The organism is Parasphingorhabdus sp. JC815 (assembly GCF_040717415.1).
In the GTDB taxonomy this organism is placed as follows: domain Bacteria; phylum Pseudomonadota; class Alphaproteobacteria; order Sphingomonadales; family Sphingomonadaceae; genus Parasphingorhabdus.
The window spans coordinates 536543-558262 of the sequence record NZ_JBFEFM010000001.1 but is presented as its reverse complement, the minus strand read 5'-3'; the positions used below and the strand labels follow the sequence as shown (position 1 = coordinate 558262).

The window sequence follows — 21720 nt, the reverse complement described above, 5'->3', positions numbered from 1 at the left end:
AATATCAAATCCATTGTAGTTTGTTAAATACCAAAGAATATCTGCTTCGGAATTTACAGGATCAGCTAAGAATACCGTCATGTAATCTGACAATCCTGTCCATTTTTTTTGCTAATCGCTCATTATGGGTGGCAATCAAAGCGGCGCTGCCTTGTTCGCGTACCAATGACATAAGTTCTGCGAGCACTATGTCGGCTGTCATTTCATCAAGATTGCCGGTCGGTTCATCCGCAAGCACTAATTTTGGCGCATTTGCCAGCGCCCTTGCTACTGCAACGCGCTGTTGCTCTCCGCCAGATAGCTTGCTCGGTTTGTGGTCCATCCGTGCGCTAAGGCCCAGGCTGCCAAGTAATGATTTCGCCCGCGACTCCGCATCTTTTTGGGATATACCCGCGATGAGTTGCGGCATCACGACATTTTCCTCAGCGGAAAAATCAGGCAACAAATGATGGAATTGATATACAAAGCCCAGCAACTCCCGGCGGATGCGCGTATGGCCATTGGACGACATATGCGCTGTTTCTTCCCCGTCCAGCTTTATCGAGCCTTCAAACCCGCCTTCAAGCAATCCTACCGCTTGCAAAAGTGTCGATTTACCTGAGCCAGAAGGGCCCAATAGGGCGACAATTTCATTGGGCCTGATATCCAGATCAATGCCTTTTAGCACATCTATCTGCACACCGCCCTGTTTGAAGCTGCGTTTTACACCGCGTAATTCCACGACCTTAGTGGTGGTGATATCAGTGATGATATTCCTCGTATCACTCATAACGAAGCACCTGAACAGGATCGGTGCTGGCTGCTTTAAAGGCAGGATATAAAGTTGCCAGAAAACTGAAAACCAGAGCTAGCATCGCTATGCCAAATACCTCCATGGGATCTGTTCTTGCAGGTAATTCGGTCAAAAAGCGAATTGACGGATCCCAAAGGTTTTGGCCCGTGATGATCTGAACAAAATTGATCACATTTTGACGGAAATATATCGCAATCAATCCCAGAATAATTCCTGCACCTATTCCTAATGCGCCGATGGAAACACCAACGGTAACAAAAATACGCGTCAATGAAGCGCGTGACGCGCCCATAGTGCGTAATATTGCAATATCCCTTGTCTTGGCGCGGACCAGCATGATTAACGATGACAGAATATTGAACACTGCGACCAATATGATGATCGACAGGATCACAAACATTACGACGCGTTCAACCTGAAGTGTTTCAAACAATGATGCATTCATGGATTTCCAGTCAACAATCACTCCGCGGTCAGCCACTTTCGAATGAAGCGGTGCAATAATGTCAGTGACCTTGTCGGCATCAACGGTTTTGATTTCGATCATGCCTATCTGATCGCCCAGTAATAACAGCGTCTGTGCATCCTCCATCGGCATGATCACAAAGGCTTTATCATAATCATAGACGCCGACTTCAAAGATAGCGGCGACTTCATAAGAAATTTCACGCGGTACGGTCCCGAAGGGCGTTGATCTTCCCTGCGGATTGATCACCGTAATCCGGCTACCGACTTGAGCACCCAATGTTGTTGCCAGCCGGCTACCGATTCCTACACGCCCTGCTCCCGGTTCCAACCCCCTCAAATCACCTGCAATGGTCTTTCCGTCCAGTGTGTCATTCTCCAATATATCTGGAACAAGCATCCCTCGCACCAAAATTGCCTCAACCCTGCCATTAAACGTGGTCAGCAAAGGTTGTTCAATCAAAGGCGAAGCCGATACCACACCTTTGGTGTCACGCGTATCCTCAAGCAAATCTCGCCAATCCGGTAACCGTCCGCCGTAACCCTGAATAACGGCATGACCATTCAGACCGACAATTTTATCAAACAGCTCGGCACGAAAACCGTTCATCACGCTCATCACAACAATAAGAGCTGCAACGCCCAGCATGACCGCGACCAAACTGATGCTGGCAACAAGGAAAATAAAACCTTCACCCTTACCAGGCAAAAGATAACGTTTGGCGATGGCCCATTCGTACCGGGATAGTAGCATAGAGGCTTGATCTTCCTAAAAAAACTAATGTGGCTTTAAAGTTGCGAAGCCGCGCAAGCAAGTGTCATACGATCTAATATGCTGTTGCCATTATGACACAAGCGTGAACTGATCTTGTATTTTTGCAAGAAATTGCATGACAACAGCTGATTTCCCGATCAGAGTTAGTTACAGAATCAATCACCATCCTAAATGGTCATGGTTCAGGGATCCTTTCTGGTTCCGCCGGATGTTGGGGGACAATCGGCGTTGAATAAGTCAGGAAAACAGGGGGCGATATTATCGTCACCATATTTCGCCCGGGGTCAGCAATGGCTCCGGGCGTTTTTTGGTTTCGTGCTTCCCCTCCTATCAGAAACCTATCTTGGGCTTTTAATTTTTGGGGTACTCTGCGTAATCCGCCTCTTGAAATTACAAAATTAGATAATATCTCGGTGTTGCGAAATGCCAATTTGGATTTCGTTATACAAAACCGGACGCCATTTGGGTCCACAATTTTAATTGCTCAATAGAGGATGAAGATATGAACCGTTTTGATTTTACACCATACCGCCGTTCAACCGTTGGTTTTGATCGGCTCTTTGATTTGCTGGAAAACAATGCTCGTGCCCAGCAATCCGAAAACTACCCTCCTTTTAACATCGAACGCAGCGGTGAAGATCATTATCGAATCACGCTTGCAGTCGCAGGTTTCAAAGAGGACGAAGTTGAAATTACAGCACAGCAAAACCTTCTTTTGGTAACTGGCAACAAGAACAGCGACGAAAATGAAGGAAAAGAATATCTGCACATGGGAATCGCTAATCGCAATTTTGAACGCCGGTTCGAACTTGCCGACTTTGTTCGAGTGGACGCCGCTGCATTGAGTGACGGCCTACTGATCATTGATCTGGTTCGCGAGATTCCCGATGCTATGAAACCGCAAAAAATTGCTATCAATGCCGGGGGCGATAATGTCACCCAAATCGATCACAAACCTAAAGGATCCAAGGAACAAGCGGCTTAATTTCTAAGCCCTCCTGAATGAAGGCAGCCAATTAACTTTGGCTGCCTTTTTTATATAATCCATAAAAATGAGGCAGCCAGATAAGGATCCGACTGCCTCTGACACCCGCGTGGTGTCACTCTTGACGAAATTAACCCGGGTCGCAAAAGGCCAACTTCAATCAAGAATCCGCATTGGCAATATTGGAAAGAACAGCATGATTTAATATCCGCACTTTCCCGCTCTCAACCGATACAATGTCATCTTCTGACCAGGTTGAAAGTTGCCGATTAATATGTTCGCGTGACATCCCGGCAAAGTTACCGAGCTCACTTTGGCTTAAATCCAGTTTCAAGCGCCCTTCTTCTGCGCCGACGACGGACAATCTCAATAAATATCGTGCTAACCGAGGTCCCGAAGTATAGGCTCGATCCCCTTCAATCATGGTGTTCGCTGTCCGGATACGATTTGCCATGACCTTGAGCAGCCGTAATGCCATAGTTTTGTGCTTATTCAGAATCTCTTCAAAGGCGCTTCTGGTAATAGTCAGGGCTGTTGTAGGCTCTATCGCCGTCACACTTGCCGTTCTCTCACCACCATCAAGCAGGGCAATTTCACCCAGAACATCCCCCGGCTCAGCATAATCGAGAACAATTTCATGCCCATTGCTGGCGATCATGCTGGTGCGCGCATTACCTGACAATAATATCAGTAATGAATCTCCAGGATCGCCCTGCATGATTAATTCATCCCCTTTTTTATATTGCGTAAAATGCCCACGCAATATCAAGTCTGCCAGCTCTGCTTCAGTGCAGTCTGCAAACAAGCTGTGCTCGGCTAATATCTCAGCAAGTTCTTCGGCTTTCACCTACTTCGCCCCATTCCAAATTGACTGCTAATTTCAAACAGTCATTAGCTGACTTGCAGCTGATTTGCATTGCTTAAATACGACTATAGCCATTTACTGCAAAAAGGATTGGATAAATTAGACAAGTCGGCTTTGTTTTAATGCCGCAGCAATAAAAGATGCGAATAAGGGATGTGGATCAAAAGGCTTGCTCTTCCATTCTGGATGATATTGCACACCGACAAACCAGCTATGATCCGGACGCTCCACAATCTCGGGAAGCTCACCATCCGGTGACATTCCAGAGAATATCAGACCTGTTTTCTCCAGCCTCTCTACATAGCCTTTATTCACTTCATAACGGTGGCGATGCCGTTCGCTAATCACATCGGAGCCATAGATTTCATGAACCTTTGAGCCTTCGCGCAAACGAGCGTCATAAGCACCAAGCCGCATGGTCCCGCCCAGATCACCGCCTGCCTCCCGCTTTTGCAGCCCCTCTTCACTCATCCACTCGGTTATCAGCCCGACAATCGGCTCATCCGTTTCACCAAATTCTGTGGTCGATGCCGTTTCAATTCCCGCAAGATTTCGTGCCGCTTCGATACAAGCCATTTGCATGCCCAGACAAATTCCGAAAAAGGGCACATCATGTTCGCGCGCAAATCTCACCGAACCGATTTTACCTTCGCTGCCACGCTCACCAAAACCGCCCGGCACCAAAATGGCATGTAATGGTTCCAGATTGGCTGCCAGATCGCTGTCATCCTCGAAAAGCTCTGCGTCCAACCAGCGAACATGAACTTTAACCCGGTTCGCCAATCCTCCATGGAATAAGGCTTCTTGCAAAGATTTATAAGCATCTTGCAGGCCGACATATTTACCGACGACACCGACGATGACTTCACCTTCGGGATTTTCAATCCGGTCCATCACATCGTGCCAGCGGGTCAGATCAGGATCAGGAGCGTTAATGATACCAAAAGCATTCAGGACTTCGCGATCGAGTCCTTCTTCATGATATTGCAGCGGCACGTTATAAATGCTGCTGGCGTCCAAAGCAGGAATGACTGCTTCTTTGCGGACGTTACAGAATTGCGCGATCTTGGAACGCTCACTATCAGGCAAGTCATGCTCACACCGGCAAAGCAATATATCGGGTTGTATTCCCAATGAAGTCAGTTCGCGCACACTATGCTGTGTCGGTTTAGTCTTAAGCTCTCCGGCAGCGGCAATATAAGGAACCAGTGTCACATGCACTGAAATCGCATTGGCGCGACCAACTTTGTTACGCAATTGCCGGATAGCCTCGATGAAGGGCAGACTTTCAATGTCACCTACTGTTCCGCCTATCTCGCATAGCACGAAATCTATGCCGTCGAGCTTATCCTGCGCGAAGGCCTGTATTGCATCGGTAACATGCGGGATCACTTGAACCGTTGCGCCCAGATAATCGCCGCGGCGTTCCTTGTTGATAATCGACTGATATATCCGGCCAGAGGTCACATTATCTGATTGAAGCGACGGAACGCCCGTAAACCGTTCATAATGCCCCAGATCCAGATCAGTCTCTGCTCCGTCATCAGTCACATAGACTTCACCATGCTGATAGGGTGACATGGTTCCGGGATCGACATTCAAATATGGATCCAGTTTACGGATGCGTACGGTATATCCGCGTGCTTGAAGAAGCGCGCCGAGGCTCGCTGCCATAAGACCTTTGCCAAGTGAGGAGACCACACCGCCGGTAATAAATATATATCGCGCCATGGGAGGAAAGGCTTAAGACCTGTCTGGTTGAAATGGCAAGCGTGCGAATCCGAAAAAGTAAAATATATTTTCAATCCGAACTATATTTTACTTGCTTCTAATTTCTCAGGCCCTGATTTTTCAGGTGCATGATTTTCAGAAACCGCACACAGCCAATATGAAAGATTATCGAATTTTACTGGTCGAGGGGAACGGAGCCATCTGCAGGTGCCTGATCCTTGGTTGCTTCCGCCTGTGCCGCAGCAGCAGCCAGTGGATCATCGCCCCCGACCAGAGGAACATCAGCACCAGCAGGTTCAGCCGGAGCAATAGCAGCACCGGTATCACGCTCTAAACTCTGGTCAATCGTGGAGGGCTGCCCTGCTGAAGCGGCCAGAAATGCCAGAGTAATGGACAGGATTACAAATAACGCCGCCAGAACCGTGGTTGTGCGAGTCAATAAATCCGCTGCACCGCGCGCAGACATCATTCCCGAAGGGCTTCCCCCAACGCCCAGTCCGCCGCCTTCAGATCGCTGCATCAAGATGACGCCGACAAGAGCGGCTGCGACAATCGCCTGAACAACGGTGAGAAATAGAAACATGTAAAAGGTCCGAACCTGATAATTTACGAATGAGCAGCGCACATAGCGATTGCGAGGTGTGAGTTCAAGCAGGGAAACGCGCGTGTCTGCATAGCATATATTCACCCCCAATCTAAACCCGGGAGGTCAAATTCACAATCTGCACATAGTTTTATTCCAAACTTTTATTCCAAACTTATTACGGTTTACCGTCAGCAAAAACCCCAACCCTACGGCTCCAAAGTTCACACAAATCACACACCTCATTTCGTCGCAATATCGCGCTTTTCTGCTATAAATCCTGATAATTCTTATCCACACAAACCCGATGTAGGAAAGCGAAAAAAGCGGCTTTCTGGCATCAGGCTGCGGCAGCAGCTTCTATGATCGGCCCGAATTTTTCGGCGGTCAGGCTCGCTCCTCCGACAAGACCGCCATCAACATTGGCAACGGCCAGCAATTGCGCCGCGTTTCCGCCATTCATTGATCCGCCGTAAAGGATACGCACTCCCCCGGCACCTTCACCCATTAACTCATTCAGCTTTTTCCGGATGGCCGCGTGCATTTCCTCAACATCTGCAACTTCTGGTACCCGGCCTGTGCCAATCGCCCAAACCGGTTCATAAGCAATAGTCAGCCAGCTCGCGTCCGCATTTTCGGGAAATGACCCTGCCAACTGCCCGCATACAATCTCCACGGCCTGTCCAGCATCGCGCTGCTGTTCGGTTTCACCAACACAGATGATTGCTGATAATCCGGCGGCATGAACAGCTTGCGCCTTGGCCTTTACTTCTGCGTCTGTTTCATGCTGATCCGTCCGGCGTTCGCTATGGCCCAAAATACTCAACCTTGCACCAGCTTCCCGTATCATTGCAGCAGACAAACAGCCTGTATGCGCGCCATTATCGGCATAATGGCAGTCCTGTGCACCAATCATGAAGCCCGGATTATGCTCTGCGGCTTGCGCGATCAAGGTCACAGGGGGACAAATAGCAACGTCAACGCCTTCATATTTATCAGCAAATTTTGCAATCTCGGCAATATCGGTTAGTTGTTCACTTAGACCGTTCATTTTCCAGTTACCGACGATAAATTTACGATTAGCCATAGTGATTCTGCCCTTTTTCTAAATCCGGTCTGGCGCTATCAAATAAGTTGCTACCTGCCAATTAGGATTAGTGCCAAACAGACTATTTGCTATTCACGACAACCGGACACCTCTATTTTGTGCCGCCATATCGTATAGCCCGGCAAGTCATTTTCGCCCTTTGCACTTGCCCTTTTGCTTGAACGAAAAACACAAGCCGCCTAAAGCCGGTAGGAATATATTTGTCCTAACAGAATTGCAGCCATTTCATGATCACATTTTTCCGCAATATCTTCTCGTCAAAGCTCGGCCTGTTTCTGACCATGTGCTTTGTCGGCTTGATCGCAATTGCCTTTGCCTCGGCGGACGTAACAGGTTCGGGTGCCTTTGGCGGTGTGACAGGGTCTGGCACAGCGGCTCAGGTCGGTGATAAAAAACTGACCACATCGGAACTAAGCCAATCGGTGAACAATGCCTTTCGGGCAGAGCAGCGTGAAAACACAGGTCTGGATCTGAAAACCTTCATTGAAGGTGGCGGGTTTGAAGGCATATTGGAAAGGCTGATAAACAGTTTTTCCATTTCCGCTTTTGGCGAGAAATACGGGATGGCTGCTGGCAAACGGCTGGTTGACAGGGAAATTGCTGATATCCCCTCTTTCCAAGGAGCTGATGGGCAGTTTAGCGAAGAAAATTTCCGCCGTGCCCTTCAACAACAGGGGATAAAGGAGCAACAGCTTCGGGACGATTTTTCTCGTAACCTGCTTGCTGAACAACTGCTTCCTCTTGCCGGTTTTGGCACATCTGTTCCGCAAAAAATGGTAACACCTTATGCCTCTTTACTTTTGGAAGCGCGGCAGGGACAGATTGCTATTGTTCCGTCTGCGGCCTTTGTCGAAAATGTGAAGCCTGCTGATGCTGCCCTTGCAGCATTTTATAGTAAAAATGGTTCACGTTATACAATCCCCGAGCGCCGCACGATCAGCTATGCGTTATTTTCCAAAGACCGGTTTAATGACAAGATAAAGCCGACTGAAAAAGAAATTGCAGGAAAATATAAGCTCGACAAAGCCAAATATGCGGCCAGCGAGACACGCAATATTGACCAGATTATCCTTCCGACCGAAGCAGCGGCAAAGACGCTTGCCGATAAAATAAACGGTGGTCAAACTATTGCTGCCGCCGCAGAGTCTGTTGGGCTTTCCGTAGCAAATATCGGATCCACCAGTAAAACCGAGCTTGCCGGAACGGCTTCACAAGCGGTTGCCGACGCTGTGTTCGCCGCGCCCTTAAACGGTGTTTCAAAACCAGCGCAAAGCGCATTGGGTTGGCACATTGCCCGGGTTAAAAGCATTAACAAGGTTCCGGCCAAAACTTTGGAGCAGGCCCGCGACGCTATTATTGCCGAACTCAGCCGTGACCAGATCAACAATGCTTTGGCAGAGCTAACGGTTAAAATGGAAGATGAATTTGCCGCCGGATCATCATTGAATGATGTGGCGAAAGCAGAAGACCTGAAAATAGAATCAACCCCGATGCTGCTTGCCAATGGCCAAAATCCGGAAGATCCAAATTATAAGCCGATACCGGAAATGCAGCGTATATTGCCTATCGCATTTTCTTTGGAAGAGGATTCCGATCCCCAAGTGGTCGAAATTATTCCGGGCCAGCAATATGCGATTATGGCCGTAACCCAGATTACTCCTGCTGCGCCGCCGCCGCTGGAATCAATCAAACAAAGAGTAGCACGCGATTATATTCTCGAGCAGGGTTCAAAGAAGGCCAAGGTCGTTGCAGAAAAAATCACCAAGCAGGTCAGCGAAGGCATGTCCCTGTCCAAAGCAGTTGCCGATGCGAAAGTCAGATTACCCGCAGTTGAATCCATAAATAGCACTCGCGCAGAATTGGCGACACAAAGCCAGAAGGGACAGGTTCCCCCTCCCCTGACATTGATGTTCAGCATGGCCGAAGGCACCGCTAAAAAGCTGAAAGCACCGCAAAACCAAGGGTGGTTTATTGTCAGCTTGAACAATATTAATCCCGGTGACGCTTCGAAGCAAAAGAGTCTGCTGGACGCCACCCGCAACCAGTTCAAAAATGTATTTGGTAATGAATATACCGCTCAGTTTATCAATGCGATGAAAGCCGATGTCGGAGTAGAGAAAAATGACAAGGCGCTGACGACATTGAAAAACCAGCTATTGGGCCGCAATTGATGATAATGTTCCAGCCATTTTCTGCGCGATTTTTCCAAACTGATCGATCCTTACAGACTGAATGATGCGTAGCTTTGATGTGACGGCCGCACATGATTCACTGGCCGCTGGCAAGCCCGCACTTATCTGGCGCAAACAGATTGCCGACACTGAAACGCCGGTATCTGCTGCGCTGAAGCTCATGCAGGGCGAACGTGGTGATTTTCTGCTCGAATCTGTTGAGGGCGGCGAAATCCGTGGACGCTACAGCTATATCGGTCTGGCTCCCGACCTTGTTTTTCGGGCAGATGGCGAACAAGCTGCGATTAATCCGCGCTGGTTGGTTGATCGTGACGGGTTTGAACCGGAACAAGCGGGAAGCCTTGATGCATTGCGCGATCTGGTCAAACGCTGCCAGATGGATGTGCCCGAAGGACTGCCCAGCGGGATTGCCTGTCTTGTCGGTTATTTTGGCTATGAAACCATTGGCCTGGTCGAAAAACTTCCCAGAGCGGAACAGTCCGAACTGGCTTTGCCGGACATGCTGTTTGTCCGTCCGACCGTTATCGTGATTTTTGATGGCTTGGCGGACGAGATGTTTCTTGTCGCCCCGGTCTGGCCGGAAGATGACGGTGATGCGGATGGCAAGATAGCCTTGGCCGAAGAAAGGCTGGACGAAGTAGAGCGGCAGATCGCCGCGAAAGTCCCGTCACCGATACGTTCACCACATCACATTGATCCTGATGACACTGTGTTTCAAACCAATCTGAAACCGGGACAATATGAAAATATGGTCCTGAAGGCCAAAGATTATATTGAAGCAGGTGATATTTTTCAGGTGGTTTTGGCGCAGCGTTTTACCACGCCCTTCGCCCTGCCCCCAGTAGAGCTATATCGTGCGTTACGCCGGATTAACCCGTCGCCTTTTCTGTTTTTCCTCGACCTGCCCGGCTTTGCCTTGATCGGGTCCAGCCCGGAAATATTAGTGCGGGCACGGGGCGGTGAAGTCACCATCCGGCCAATTGCCGGAACCCGTCCGCGCGGGGCCAATGCTGCACAAGACAAGGCTAACCGCGAGGACTTGCTGGCCGACCCCAAAGAACGCGCCGAACATTTGATGTTACTGGATCTTGGCCGCAACGATGTCGGGCGTGTCAGTAAAGCGAATAGCGTAGAGGTCACCGATAGCTATACCGTCGAATTTTACAGTCATGTCATGCATATCGTATCGAATGTTGTCGGTGAGCTTGCCCCTGATAAAGACGCGCTCGACGCCCTGTTCGCAGGCTTTCCCGCCGGAACCGTTAGCGGAGCGCCCAAAGTGCGCGCCTGTCAGATTATTGCCGAGCTGGAGCCGGAAACCCGCGGCGCTTATGCGGGCGGTGTCGGTTATTTCTCACCCGACGGCAGCATGGATAGCTGTATCGTTTTGCGTACCGGCATTGTGAAAGACGGCACCCTGCATGTTCAGGCCGGAGCCGGTATCGTCGCCGATAGCGATCCGCTCAGCGAACAACGTGAGTGCGAAGCCAAATCAGGTGCATTACTGGCCGCCGCAAAAGAAGCCGTGCGGCGTTCTCAGGATAGTGATTTCGGACAATAGGGCCGAGCTGTATTTTCGGGTAGCAGATGCCCTAAGTTCAGTAAGTTCACACCAAGGAAGGTTTATTTTTCGCTGATTCTTGGATTATCGTAGGATTTTCCAACAATTGTTCAACCCTTTGCCAGTCTCGGTAAAATTGCCGGCCGCGTTTACGCCAATATCAGGCGGAACAATATCGGGCGGAACAATATATATTCTGAGAAATAGCCACGCTGTGCGTATCATGGACGCCGCCATGTAGGAAAGGCGCTTTATATCCTCTTACATCCTCACTCCAGCATTTTAGGCGCTTTTTCCTGAAGTTTGGCTTTAATCTTGTTCGCAAACATCGCCAGCATGGGCGGTAGATCGAATATCGCGTAAACCTCTTCGTCGCGAACCTGCATTTCACCGCCAATCCGCTGACCTATTGCTTCCAGTGTGCAATGCAGCGTGTCGCCTTCCCAACGGTGGTCAGATAAAGTCGCGCCGGGGATGGTTTCGCTTAACTTGTGGATACCACCCGCAATCCGGCTGCGTGCTTCTGCTCGCCCCAATTTATGCGATATGGTAATGGTAACAGGCTCACTCATGATCTAATCTCTCTTTCTTCATCATTATCACTCTGATTCTCTCCGTCAAACGATCTGCGGGCTATGCAGCGGAAAAACTTGGCCTGCGATGTTTTTATGATTAGGCAGCATTTCATGATCTTGGTTATCGACAATTATGACAGCTTTACCTTTAATCTCGTCCACTATCTTATGGAATTGGGCGCAGAGGTCCGGGTAGAGCGCAATGATGCAATGCGGGCAAGTGAGGCATTGGCTACAGGAGCGGATGCGTTCCTCATTTCTCCCGGCCCCCGCACGCCCGATGAAGCGGGCATATCGCTTGATCTTGTCGCGGCTTGCGCGGATGCAGCAAAGCCGCTGCTTGGCGTATGTCTGGGGCATCAAAGCATTGGGCAGTATTTTGGCGGAAAAGTTGTGCGCGGCGGGTTAATGCACGGCAAAACATCTCCAGTCACCCATGACAATAGCGGAGTCTTTGCGGGACTTCCCTCCCCCTTTACCGCCACCCGCTATCATTCATTGATTGTTGAGGATATTCCACAATCTTTGATCGTCAATGCGACTGCCCAAGACGGATCTGTCATGGGTTTTCGCCATGAAAGCCTCCCAATTCACGGGGTTCAATTCCATCCCGAAAGCATCGCTACCGAATATGGCCATGACTTGCTTGCCAATTTCATACAACTGGCCGGACTGACCCCAAAGCAAATCGCATGATTGACAGACTGATACGGCAGCTTCCGGTTTCCGGAATGCGAGGAGAGAAATAATGACAACCACCCTTCCCGATCCGGCTGCGCCGCTGTCCAGCACAGATGCACAAGCTGCCTTTGCCGCCATATTTGACGGCAAGGTTGATGACGAGAGTATCACAGACTTTCTGGTCGCATTGGCCGACCGCGGAGAGACAGCAACAGAAATTGCCGCAGCAGCGAAAGAAATGCGTACGCGCATGATCCCGGTTAACGCGCCTGCCGGTGCCATTGATGTGTGCGGAACCGGCGGAGATGGCAGCCACAGCCTCAACATATCAACAGCGACATCGCTGATCGTTGCCGCATGCGACATCCCGATGGCCAAACATGGCAATCGCGCTGCGTCCAGCAAATCCGGCGCAGCGGACACATTGGAAGCTCTGGGCCTTGATTTAGACAAAGCATCGTCGGGCGGAGAGAATCTTTTACGCGAGATTGGTGTCGCGTTCTTCTTTGCGCCCAATCATCACCCTGCGCTGGGACCGCTGGCCCCTATTCGCAAGGCTATTGGCCGACGGACAATCTTTAATCTGCTCGGTCCTTTGTGTAATCCGGCACGGGTCAGGCGTCAGTTGATCGGGGTTTCTACCCCCGACCTTGTGGAAACTTTTGCTCAAGCAGCGGCGCAGCTGGACTATGAAAAAATCATGATCGTGTCCGGTGAAGAGGGTTTGGATGAGCTAAGCATTTCCGGGCCGTCCCGGTTAGCGATTGTCGAGGGGCAGTCCATTATCCACAGCCGGATTACACCCGAAGACCTCGGCCTTTCGCGCCACGATGCCGACGCGATAAAAGGCGGCGATGCGGCTTATAATGCCGCTGCCCTAAGGAAATTGTTACAGGGTGAACGCTCTGCCTATCGCGATGCGGTATTGCTTAATAGCGCAGCCGCCTTGATGGTTGCCGGAGCAGCCGAAAGTTGGGAAGAGGGCGTTGAAGAAGCAACCGAAGCGCTCGACAAAGGCTTGGCCAATGCCATATTGGACTGCTGGATCGCTAATCAATAAGATATAGATAATGAATAAACTCACCGAAATTTGCGAAGCGAAACGCGAGCATGTGCGCGAGAGCCGGACCGCTATGTCCCCATCTGCCCTGCGTGATCGAGTGATGGAACAGACCCCGCCCAGAGGGTTTATTCGCGCTATTGAAGAAAAGTCGGCCAACGGCTTTGCCCTTATCGCAGAAATTAAAAAAGCCAGCCCGTCCAAAGGTCTGATCCGGGCTGATTTTGATCCTCCGGCCCATGCCCTTGCTTATGAAGCGGGCGGTGCGGCCTGTTTGTCGGTGCTCACCGATGCGCCCTATTTTCAGGGTGCGGATGAATATCTTGTCGCAGCACGGGCGGCCTGCAACCTCCCCTGCTTGCGAAAAGATTTTATGGTTGATCCGTGGCAGGTGGAAGAATCGCGAGCGCTTGGCGCAGATGCAATATTGGTTATCATGGCCGCTCTGGATGATGGTCTGGCTCTCGAAATCGAGGCGGCAGCCCATGAACTGGGCATGGATGTTCTGGTTGAAGTCCACGACGAAAGCGAACTGGAACGCGCGCTTAAACTGCGATCACGGCTTTTGGGTATCAATAATCGCAACCTCAAGACCTTTGAAACCAGCCTTGAACAAACCGAACGTCTGGCGAAACTTGTTCCCAAAGACCGGATCATGGTATCGGAAAGCGGTATATTTACCCATGAAGACTGCCAGAGACTGGCGCAGTCGGGCGCCCGTGCGTTTCTGGTCGGAGAGTCACTGATGAAACAGGCCGATATCGAAGCGGCAACCCGTTTGTTGCTATCAGGCGAATATATAAACACATGAGCAAACTCACCCATATTGATGAAAAGGGCGCGGCGCACATGGTCGATATATCGGCCAAGCAAGACACGGTCCGTGAAGCAAATGCCGAGGGTTTTATCAGTATGAAGCCCGATGTTCTGGACGCGATCAGGGCGAATAGCATGAAAAAAGGGGATGTGCTGTCCACTGCCCGTATCGCCGGGATCATGGCAGCAAAGAAAACCAGTGACATCATTCCGCTTTGCCACCCGCTTGCTTTAAGTAAAGTCACTGTGGATTTTATATTTCAAAACGCTGGTATCACCGTTCACTCTATGGCGCGTCTGACCGGAAAAACCGGCGTAGAAATGGAAGCTTTAACAGCGGCTTCTGTGGCGCTTCTAACCATTTATGACATGTCCAAAGCCATGCAGAAAGATATGGTAATCAGCGATATTCGCCTATTATCCAAATCCGGCGGCAAATCGGGAGACTGGACCGCATAATGACGTCATTGCTGCCTTTTGAAGATGCACAGAAGCGGTTAATTTCCATGGCGGAGCCCTTGGCGTCAGAAACGCTTCCGGTCGCGGAAGCACTGGGACGCTATCTTGCTGAAGACCTCATTGCCCGGCGTAGCCAGCCTGCTGGCGATATGTCAGCGATGGACGGCTATGCCATCCGCTTTGCCGATCGCGAGGGGCCATGGCAATTGGCCGGAGAATGTAAGGCCGGAAGCCCGCCTTGCCCGCCTATCAAGAGCGGACAAGCAGCGCGGATCTTTACCGGTGCGTTGATGCCGGACGGGGCCGATACCGTCGTCATGCAGGAAAATGTGACGCAGGATGAAGATGGCGGGAATGATATTATCCGCCTGATATCAGACCCCTCACCGAGCAAAGGCCATCATGTTCGCGGCAAAGGCGGGGACTTTAATGCCGGCGATATAATGCTACAGGCCGGAACATATCTTAGCGCCGCCGCTTTAGGACAAGCTGTTATGGCCGGCGCGGGCAGCATTACAGTCGGGCGACGCCCGAAGGTAGCGGTCCTTTCGACCGGCGATGAACTGGTTGCGCCAGGCACCGACACCCTATCGCATCAGATACCAGCCAGTAATGACGTCATGATAGCTGCGATGCTATCACAGACACCTGCTATAACCCACACGATCAGCAGGATAAAAGATAATCTGGATAGCCTTTGTGACGCCCTTGCCAGCGTTGATGATTGTGACGTCATTGTAAGCATCGGCGGGGCATCAGTGGGCGATCATGATCTGGTAGCTCCGGCATTTGAGCGGCTGGGCGGACAGACAGATTTCTGGAAAATAGCCATGAAGCCGGGCAAGCCGTTAATGGCCGGAAAACTTGGTGACAGCATAGTTCTTGCCCTGCCCGGCAATCCGGTGTCTGCTTTTGTTACGGCGACATTATTTCTGCTACCGCTGATCCGGCATATCGCGGGTTCCCGCTCGCCATTGCCCGTCATGCAAACTGCTGAGACGCGCACTGCTTTGCCTGCGACCACGCACCGCGCCGAATTTCTGCGGGCAAAGGTCGATAATAGTGGGATTACGGCAATGAATAGTCAGGACAGCGCCAAACTTTCCGTGCTCGCTGCTGCCAACGCCCTGCTCTATCGCCCACCTCATAGCCCTGTGCAGCCAGAAGGCATGGCCGTTTCCTATATTACTATTTGAATAGCACTTGACTTACCTGTGTATGTTTCATAATTGTTCTTTATACGTTCCCGATAAGGACATATACTATGCTCACCCCGAAACAACATGAACTTTTATGCTTCATCCATAATCGCTTGGAAGAATCAGGTGTATCTCCTTCTTTTGAAGAGATGAAAGATGCGCTGGGGCTGAAATCCAAATCCGGTATCCACCGATTGATCAGCGCATTGGAAGAACGGGGGTTCTTGCGGCGCCTTCCCAATCGGGCGCGCGCCTTGGAAGTGACCAAAATGCCCGAAGGCGGGAATATCAAACTTCCGGAAGCGGCAGAATCAAATGTGGTTAGTATTTCCTCCGGTTCGCCGCGACCCGCCGCCGCGAAAGAGCTTACTGTTGTTTCCAATGATGTGATTGAAATTCCTCTCCATGGCCGGATTGCCGCTGGTGCACCCATAGAGGCACTGGAAGGTCAGTCAGCTCTTTCGGTTCCTGCGGCCCTGCTGGGTTCTGGTGAACATTATGCGCTGGAAGTGTCGGGCGATTCGATGATTGAGGCTGGCATATTAGATGGCGATTATGCCCTAATCCAGCGCACCCAAACCGCACGGAACGGTGAAATTGTTGTCGCATTGGTTCATGATGAGGAAGCGACACTCAAATATCTCTACAAAGAAGGCGCTACGGTGCGTCTGAACCCCGCCAACAGCGCTTATGAACCACAGATATTCGGTCCTGATGAAGTGCAGATACAAGGCAAAATGGCCGGACTTTTGCGGCGTTATAACTGATAGCCGGATTGACCCTGACGGGCCGCGGTTTAGTCCGCAGGTCCCGTGAATGCCCGGCGCGCTGCTGAATTTTCCGGCGCAGCAAAGCGCATCCAGCTATGATGTCCGTTACGGTCCCGAACAGTTGTGATCTGCCGGTTTTCCAAATCTATTGTCATGCCGCCAACCTGACTTAATGTTGCGCGATCCGCTTTAATCCAGCGCGGTTGGCAACTGCGCGGAAGATAACGGTCGCTGATCACAATATCAGCCCGTCGACAAGCGGCTGATAATGCCAGCGCCGGAATATGATAAGAACTGCGCGTAGCGAGGATCACCCAGTTTCTATCGGTCGTTCTTATTGTCACTGTGCAACTATCTGCATTGCAAGAGGCATTGGGCCAATCCTCCAGCAAGGCCGCTTCACCGTCAATTCCGGCATTTTCCAATATCATATTACGGACAAAACCCCCGCTGCGGGTGCGTAACATGGCCAGTTCACCCTCGTCAGAGCGAAACCCGACATGGCGGCCATCGCCGGTAATATAAACGTCCGGCGCGCGGGACAGGTTAATGATTAAAATAGCGATGATGACGGGAAGAACTCCCCAAATCCGCCAGCGCTGACCCCAAAGAGAGAGCCACAGACCGCCAAATACCAATAACGCAAATGCCATAAGCGGCATTGTTGGCAACATAGTCACCGACCCCGGGCGACTGGACACATAATGGGCCAGAATGATCAAACCACTTAGGGATTTTTCACATATCCACCATATCGGTGCACCAAGACCGAAAATATCAAGCACCAGCGCCAATGCTTCCAGCGGCATAATTACAAATGTTGTCAACGGAATAGCGATGATATTGGCCAGCGATCCATAAATACCCGCTTTATGAAAATGATATAAGGCAATCGGCATCAACGCCATTTCAACGACCAGTCCCGTCAGGAAAAGCCCGGCTAACATCCTGCCAAGCCGCTTGAGCGCAGCTTCTTCCCGCGTTGCAAATAGAGCCTGCACTTTGGGGTGGTCATGCATGGCAATAATCGCAGTCACCGCTGCAAAACTTAGCTGAAAACTTGGTCCGACTAGGGATTCCGGCCAGAGGATCAACACGAACAGGGCGCCCGCCGCAACCATACGCAATGTGATCGCGCTGCGCCCCATGATTAGCGCCGCCAATACAAGCAGCGCGGCGACACAGGCGCGAATTGTCGGCACCTGCGCTCCGGTCAGTAACGTATAGGAAAGCGCACCAATGGCGGCGCAACCGGCAGCGATTAACGGCAATCGAAAACGCAGCGCCAAGGGCGGGAAAAGCGCCAATAGGCGCAAAACCAGAAGATAGATTGCGCCCACGACCGCCGTCACATGAAGCCCGCTGATCGACAAAAGATGCGCCAACCCACTGCGGCGCATGGCCTTTGCGTCCTCGTCACTAATCGACCCACGATCTCCGGTAGCCAATGTCGCGCCAATCGCCCCTGCCCCGTCGTCCATGCGGGACTGGACATGATCGGAAAGCATCTGGCGATATTGCGGAATGACAGAAAATATTCCCCCTACCGGTCTTGCTGGCTGAACAATCCGGATGTCTCCCATTAGCCGCCCAGTAGCCCCCAACCCCATAAACCATGCACGGCGGGAAAAATCATAGGCGCCGGGCAGTGTCGCCATTCCCGGTGGCACAAGACGGGCACGCAATTGGATGACAGTGCCAACCTGTAAATCACTGGCCTGCGCTTCATTGGATGCAACACCATCACTCTGCAAAGCTGTCGCATAAGTCCCGATTGGCACATTCACACGGACCCGCGGAGGTAGATTCTGTTTACCATGGGTCGCCAGCGTCAACCGGACCATATCCCGGGCGCTTATCACTTCGGTCTTTTCTACTTCCGCATAGAAAGATGCCACTATCGGTCGTTCCAGAACCGGCGCAGCAACTACCCAGGACCGGAACCACATTACCCCGCATCCGATGGCAATAAGCAACAAAAACCAGATCAGCGCATTAGCGATTCTTCCGCCCTGGTCCCTGACTTTAGCTAACAGCGCCAATCCAGTGCACATCGCGATGAGAGCGATCCAGAATGCTGGCTTTGCAAGCAAAAACCAGCCAGCAATGCCGGTCCCGACAGCAACCGGCACCCATAAAGCCAACCGATCGCGTTCTTTTTCCAACTGCCTTTCAAGCCGTTCGGCTATTCGCCAATTCTTGATATAATCAGGGAATTGTCGAGCGAGAATACGCGTGCTAAGGGCCGTGTGATCCGAACCAGGAATAGCAGTAATGCCGGAAGAATCGGTATTTTTGCCAAGGCTGTTCGGGTCTATGCCACTTTGCATCGGATTCGCTTAACACAGGGAAAGATCAAGCGTGACTCTTAATGAAACAGAACAGGTCGTCACGCGGTTTGCGCCGTCGCCAACCGGATTTTTGCATATTGGCGGTGCGCGCACTGCGATGTTCAATTGGCTGTTTGCCCGGCACCACGGCGGCAAAGCGCTGCTAAGAATCGAAGATACGGACAAGTCACGCTCTACTCAGGAAGCGATTGATGCGATAATCGAGGGGCTAGACTGGTTAGGTCTGGACTGGGACGAAGAACCGGTTTTTCAATCAAAACGCGCTGACCGTCATGCCGAGGTGGCCCATCAACTGCTCGCAGACGGAAATGCCTATAAATGTTTCGCAACGCCCGAAGAGCTGGCCGCCATGCGCGAGCAGCAAAAGGCTGATAAAAAGCCTATGCGCTATGATGGCCGCTGGCGGGACCGCGACCCGTCCGAAGCATCGGAGGGCGCGCCCTATGTTATCCGCCTTAAAACCGAGCTTGGCGGCAAGATGACGGTTACCGATGCGGTACAGGGCGAAGTCTCTGTTCAAAATAGTGAAATTGATGATTTCATCCTGCTGCGTTCCGATGGCTCCCCAACCTATATGCTTGCGGTAGTGGTCGATGATCATGATATGGGCGTTACCCATTTGATCCGCGGTGACGATCATCTGAACAATGCCTTTCGCCAGTTGGCGATGATCCGGGCCATGGGCTGGAAAGAGCCTGTTTACGCACACATCCCGCTAATCCACGGAAATGACGGCGCAAAACTGTCCAAGCGTCATGGCGCATTGGGCGTAGATGCCTATCGCGACATGGGAATCATGGCCGATGCGATGTTTAATTACCTGTTGCGGCTGGGCTGGGGCCACGGAGATGACGAGATTATTTCGCGCAAGCAGGCGATACAATGGTTCGACCTGTCCGGCGTGGGCAAATCCCCTTCCCGCTTTGACGCTAAAAAGCTTCAGAATCTAAACGGCCAATATATCCGCGAAGCCGATGATGACGCGCTGGTGGAGTTGAGCGCGCCATGGGTCGAAGCGGAGCTAGGCACAAAATTATCGGTTTCTGATCGGGATTTGCTGGCTCAGGCCATGCCCGTTTTGAAGAGCCGCGCAATAAACATTATCGAATTGGCCAGTAATAGCCTTTTTCTCTATAAAAATCGACCACTTGACCTCGACGAGAAGGCACAACTTCTGCTAGATGCTGACGCAAGGCAACTGCTTGCAACGATTCACTCTAAATTGATTGACCTTGACGATTGGACGCTCGAGGCAACCGAGGAACGGGTGAAAGCTATAGCGGAAGCTGCGGAATTGGGGTTAGGAAAGCTTGCACAACCCATGCGGGCAGCCTTAACGGGAAGTACCAGTTCACCCGGAATTTTTGACGTGCTGATACTCTTGGGCAAGGAAGAGTCATTAAATCGTTTAGCAGACCAGATAAAATAACCTGAATCATCAGGATCAGAAAGGACATTATTGTGGGCAACAATAGCGCAGGATTTAACTTAAACGGCGAAAATCATGACTTCGCAGTGCTAAAGGGAACCGAAGGACCGGATGTCGTCGATATTCGGAAACTTTATGCCAAAACCGGTGCGTTCACTTATGATCCTGGCTTTACATCAACTGCAAGCTGCGAATCCGAACTAACCTTCATTGATGGCGATGAAGGCATATTGTTGCACCGTGGCTATCCGATCGAGCAACTGGCCGAGCATAGCAGCTTCATGGAAGTCGCCCATTTGCTGTTGCGCGGTGAGCTACCGACAGCAGACGAATATGACGATTTCACCAACACCATCACCCGCCACACCATGTTGCATGACCAGTTAAGCGGCTTTTACAAGGGCTTCCGCCGCGATGCACACCCGATGGCGATCATGTGCGGTGTCGTTGGCGCTCTGTCTGCATTTTATCATGACAGCACGGACATTAATGACCCGCAGCAACGGATGATCGCCAGCCACAGGTTGATCGCAAAAATGCCGACCATCGCGGCCATGGCATATAAATATGCGGTTGGTCAGCCTCCGCTCTATCCGGATAATAGCCTGAGCTATACCGGCAATTTCCTGCGTATGACATTTGGCGTTCCGGCAGAACCTTATGAAGTGAACCCGGTTATCGAACGCGCAATGGACCGGATATTCATCCTCCATGCCGATCATGAACAAAATGCTTCCACCTCAACCGTACGGCTCGCCGGTTCTTCGGGTGCTAATCCTTTTGCCTGTATTGCTGCTGGTATCGCTTGCCTGTGGGGTCCGGCCCATGGCGGCGCCAATGAAGCGGCCCTGAATATGTTGCATGAAATTGGACATCCCGACCGGATTCCAGAATATATAGCGCGCGCAAAAGACAAGGACGATCCATTCCGTCTGATGGGCTTTGGCCACCGTGTTTATAAAAATTATGACCCGCGTGCGACCGTCATGCAAAAGACGGTCCGTGAAGTTTTTGACGCGCTGAAAGTATCTGATCCGGTCTTTGATGTTGCCCTGCAACTGGAAGAAATGGCGCTCAACGATCCTTATTTCAAAGAGAAAAAGCTGTTCCCGAATGTTGATTTTTATTCGGGCATTATTTTGTCGGCTATTGGTTTCCCGACATCAATGTTCACCGCGCTCTTTGCATTAGCCCGAACAGTTGGCTGGGTCGCGCAATGGAACGAGATGATTTCCGATCCCGGCCAGCGTATCGGCCGCCCGCGCCAGCTTTACACCGGACCGAAGCACCGCGATTATGTGGAAATCGGTAAGCGCTAATCC

General features: G+C 51.1%; 19 protein-coding genes. 11 read left to right on the top strand and 8 right to left on the bottom strand.

What is annotated here, in order from left to right; genetic code table 11:
- Nucleotides 1–61: 61 nt before the first annotated feature.
- Together AB1K62_RS02670 and AB1K62_RS02665 are read right to left on the bottom strand one after the other, a co-directional pair.
- Nucleotides 62–769 carry an ABC transporter ATP-binding protein gene (locus AB1K62_RS02670; RefSeq protein WP_367001015.1) on the bottom strand — a complete coding sequence of 236 codons (708 nt, stop codon included), beginning with the start codon at nucleotides 767–769 and terminating at the stop codon, nucleotides 62–64.
- The gene (locus AB1K62_RS02665; protein ID WP_367001013.1) at nucleotides 762–2012 is read right to left on the bottom strand and encodes a lipoprotein-releasing ABC transporter permease subunit; all 1251 of its coding nucleotides are present in this window, start codon (nucleotides 2010–2012) and stop codon (nucleotides 762–764) included. The genes AB1K62_RS02670 and AB1K62_RS02665 overlap by 8 nt, the downstream gene beginning before the upstream one ends.
- A gap of 523 nt (nucleotides 2013–2535) precedes the next feature.
- Between AB1K62_RS02665 and AB1K62_RS02660 the strand changes: the two genes are divergently transcribed.
- Nucleotides 2536–3018 carry an Hsp20 family protein gene (locus AB1K62_RS02660; protein ID WP_367001011.1) on the top strand — a complete coding sequence of 161 codons (483 nt, stop codon included), beginning with the start codon at nucleotides 2536–2538 and terminating at the stop codon, nucleotides 3016–3018.
- 160 nt (nucleotides 3019–3178) lie between these two features.
- On the opposite strand, the gene AB1K62_RS02655 is transcribed toward AB1K62_RS02660, so the two are convergent.
- The 4 genes from AB1K62_RS02655 to tpiA form a co-directional block, all read right to left on the bottom strand.
- Nucleotides 3179–3865 (bottom strand): Crp/Fnr family transcriptional regulator, encoded by a 687-nt coding sequence (locus tag AB1K62_RS02655; RefSeq protein WP_367001008.1) that lies wholly within the window; start codon nucleotides 3863–3865, stop codon nucleotides 3179–3181.
- A gap of 117 nt (nucleotides 3866–3982) precedes the next feature.
- A complete protein-coding gene (locus tag AB1K62_RS02650) occupies nucleotides 3983–5614 on the bottom strand; it encodes a CTP synthase (RefSeq protein ID WP_367001006.1) in 1632 nt (543 codons plus the stop codon).
- Nucleotides 5615–5789: 175 nt separating this feature from the next.
- Nucleotides 5790–6197 (bottom strand): preprotein translocase subunit SecG, encoded by a 408-nt coding sequence (secG, locus tag AB1K62_RS02645; protein WP_367001004.1) that lies wholly within the window; start codon nucleotides 6195–6197, stop codon nucleotides 5790–5792.
- 340 nt (nucleotides 6198–6537) lie between these two features.
- On the bottom strand, nucleotides 6538–7284 hold the full coding sequence (gene tpiA, locus AB1K62_RS02640) for a triose-phosphate isomerase (protein ID WP_367001001.1): 747 nt from the start codon (nucleotides 7282–7284) through the stop codon (nucleotides 6538–6540).
- Nucleotides 7285–7532: 248 nt separating this feature from the next.
- On the opposite strand from tpiA, the gene AB1K62_RS02635 reads away from it, so the two are divergent.
- Both AB1K62_RS02635 and trpE read left to right on the top strand, forming a co-directional pair.
- Nucleotides 7533–9476 carry a SurA N-terminal domain-containing protein gene (locus AB1K62_RS02635; protein ID WP_367000998.1) on the top strand — a complete coding sequence of 648 codons (1944 nt, stop codon included), beginning with the start codon at nucleotides 7533–7535 and terminating at the stop codon, nucleotides 9474–9476.
- Between the two features lie 64 nt (nucleotides 9477–9540).
- Nucleotides 9541–11058, top strand: coding sequence for an anthranilate synthase component I (trpE, locus tag AB1K62_RS02630; protein ID WP_367002036.1), 1518 nt, complete (start codon nucleotides 9541–9543; stop codon nucleotides 11056–11058).
- 269 nt (nucleotides 11059–11327) lie between these two features.
- Here trpE and AB1K62_RS02625 read toward each other — a convergent pair whose 3' ends face one another.
- Entirely contained in the window at nucleotides 11328–11630 is a 303-nt protein-coding gene (locus tag AB1K62_RS02625) for a polyhydroxyalkanoic acid system family protein (protein WP_367000995.1), read from the bottom strand.
- A gap of 114 nt (nucleotides 11631–11744) precedes the next feature.
- On the opposite strand from AB1K62_RS02625, the gene AB1K62_RS02620 reads away from it, so the two are divergent.
- The 6 genes from AB1K62_RS02620 to lexA all read left to right on the top strand — a co-directional run bounded on the left by AB1K62_RS02620 (nucleotide 11745) and on the right by lexA (nucleotide 16615).
- Nucleotides 11745–12329: an aminodeoxychorismate/anthranilate synthase component II gene (locus AB1K62_RS02620; protein WP_367000994.1), complete on the top strand. Its 585-nt coding sequence runs from the start codon at nucleotides 11745–11747 to the stop codon at nucleotides 12327–12329.
- A gap of 52 nt (nucleotides 12330–12381) precedes the next feature.
- Nucleotides 12382–13374 (top strand): anthranilate phosphoribosyltransferase, encoded by a 993-nt coding sequence (trpD, locus tag AB1K62_RS02615; protein ID WP_367000993.1) that lies wholly within the window; start codon nucleotides 12382–12384, stop codon nucleotides 13372–13374.
- 7 nt (nucleotides 13375–13381) lie between these two features.
- A complete protein-coding gene (gene trpC, locus AB1K62_RS02610) occupies nucleotides 13382–14185 on the top strand; it encodes an indole-3-glycerol phosphate synthase TrpC (RefSeq protein ID WP_367002034.1) in 804 nt (267 codons plus the stop codon).
- Nucleotides 14182–14649 carry a cyclic pyranopterin monophosphate synthase MoaC gene (gene moaC, locus AB1K62_RS02605; RefSeq protein WP_367000990.1) on the top strand — a complete coding sequence of 156 codons (468 nt, stop codon included), beginning with the start codon at nucleotides 14182–14184 and terminating at the stop codon, nucleotides 14647–14649. The genes trpC and moaC overlap by 4 nt, the downstream gene beginning before the upstream one ends.
- A complete protein-coding gene (locus AB1K62_RS02600; RefSeq protein ID WP_367000988.1) occupies nucleotides 14649–15845 on the top strand; it encodes a molybdopterin molybdotransferase MoeA in 1197 nt (398 codons plus the stop codon). Before moaC ends, AB1K62_RS02600 begins: the two co-directional genes overlap by 1 nt.
- 68 nt (nucleotides 15846–15913) lie before the next feature.
- Complete coding sequence (gene lexA, locus AB1K62_RS02595; RefSeq protein ID WP_367000985.1) at nucleotides 15914–16615, top strand: transcriptional repressor LexA; 702 nt, start codon at nucleotides 15914–15916, stop codon at nucleotides 16613–16615.
- Nucleotides 16616–16644: 29 nt separating this feature from the next.
- On the opposite strand, the gene AB1K62_RS02590 is transcribed toward lexA, so the two are convergent.
- Nucleotides 16645–18948: a ComEC/Rec2 family competence protein gene (locus tag AB1K62_RS02590; RefSeq protein WP_367000983.1), complete on the bottom strand. Its 2304-nt coding sequence runs from the start codon at nucleotides 18946–18948 to the stop codon at nucleotides 16645–16647.
- A 31-nt stretch (nucleotides 18949–18979) separates the two neighbouring features.
- Between AB1K62_RS02590 and gltX the strand changes: the two genes are divergently transcribed.
- A complete protein-coding gene (gene gltX, locus AB1K62_RS02585; protein WP_367000982.1) occupies nucleotides 18980–20398 on the top strand; it encodes a glutamate--tRNA ligase in 1419 nt (472 codons plus the stop codon).
- A gap of 32 nt (nucleotides 20399–20430) precedes the next feature.
- A complete protein-coding gene (locus tag AB1K62_RS02580; protein ID WP_367000979.1) occupies nucleotides 20431–21717 on the top strand; it encodes a citrate synthase in 1287 nt (428 codons plus the stop codon).
- Nucleotides 21718–21720: the final 3 nt, after the last annotated feature.

Coding starts and splice junctions, on each gene's coding strand:
- AB1K62_RS02665 (WP_367001013.1), bottom strand. CDS start 2,012: ATGCTACTATCCCGGTACGAATGGGCCATCGCCAAACGTTATCTTTTG.
- secG (WP_367001004.1), bottom strand. CDS start 6,197: ATGTTTCTATTTCTCACCGTTGTTCAGGCGATTGTCGCAGCCGCTCTT.
- AB1K62_RS02660 (WP_367001011.1), top strand. CDS start 2,536: ATGAACCGTTTTGATTTTACACCATACCGCCGTTCAACCGTTGGTTTT.
- AB1K62_RS02620 (WP_367000994.1), top strand. CDS start 11,745: ATGATCTTGGTTATCGACAATTATGACAGCTTTACCTTTAATCTCGTC.
- moaC (WP_367000990.1), top strand. CDS start 14,182: ATGAGCAAACTCACCCATATTGATGAAAAGGGCGCGGCGCACATGGTC.
- lexA (WP_367000985.1), top strand. CDS start 15,914: ATGCTCACCCCGAAACAACATGAACTTTTATGCTTCATCCATAATCGC.
- AB1K62_RS02600 (WP_367000988.1), top strand. CDS start 14,649: ATGACGTCATTGCTGCCTTTTGAAGATGCACAGAAGCGGTTAATTTCC.
- trpD (WP_367000993.1), top strand. CDS start 12,382: ATGACAACCACCCTTCCCGATCCGGCTGCGCCGCTGTCCAGCACAGAT.
- AB1K62_RS02625 (WP_367000995.1), bottom strand. CDS start 11,630: ATGAGTGAGCCTGTTACCATTACCATATCGCATAAATTGGGGCGAGCA.
- AB1K62_RS02650 (WP_367001006.1), bottom strand. CDS start 5,614: ATGGCGCGATATATATTTATTACCGGCGGTGTGGTCTCCTCACTTGGC.
- AB1K62_RS02590 (WP_367000983.1), bottom strand. CDS start 18,948: ATGCAAAGTGGCATAGACCCGAACAGCCTTGGCAAAAATACCGATTCT.
- AB1K62_RS02635 (WP_367000998.1), top strand. CDS start 7,533: ATGATCACATTTTTCCGCAATATCTTCTCGTCAAAGCTCGGCCTGTTT.
- AB1K62_RS02670 (WP_367001015.1), bottom strand. CDS start 769: ATGAGTGATACGAGGAATATCATCACTGATATCACCACCACTAAGGTC.
- trpE (WP_367002036.1), top strand. CDS start 9,541: ATGCGTAGCTTTGATGTGACGGCCGCACATGATTCACTGGCCGCTGGC.
- tpiA (WP_367001001.1), bottom strand. CDS start 7,284: ATGGCTAATCGTAAATTTATCGTCGGTAACTGGAAAATGAACGGTCTA.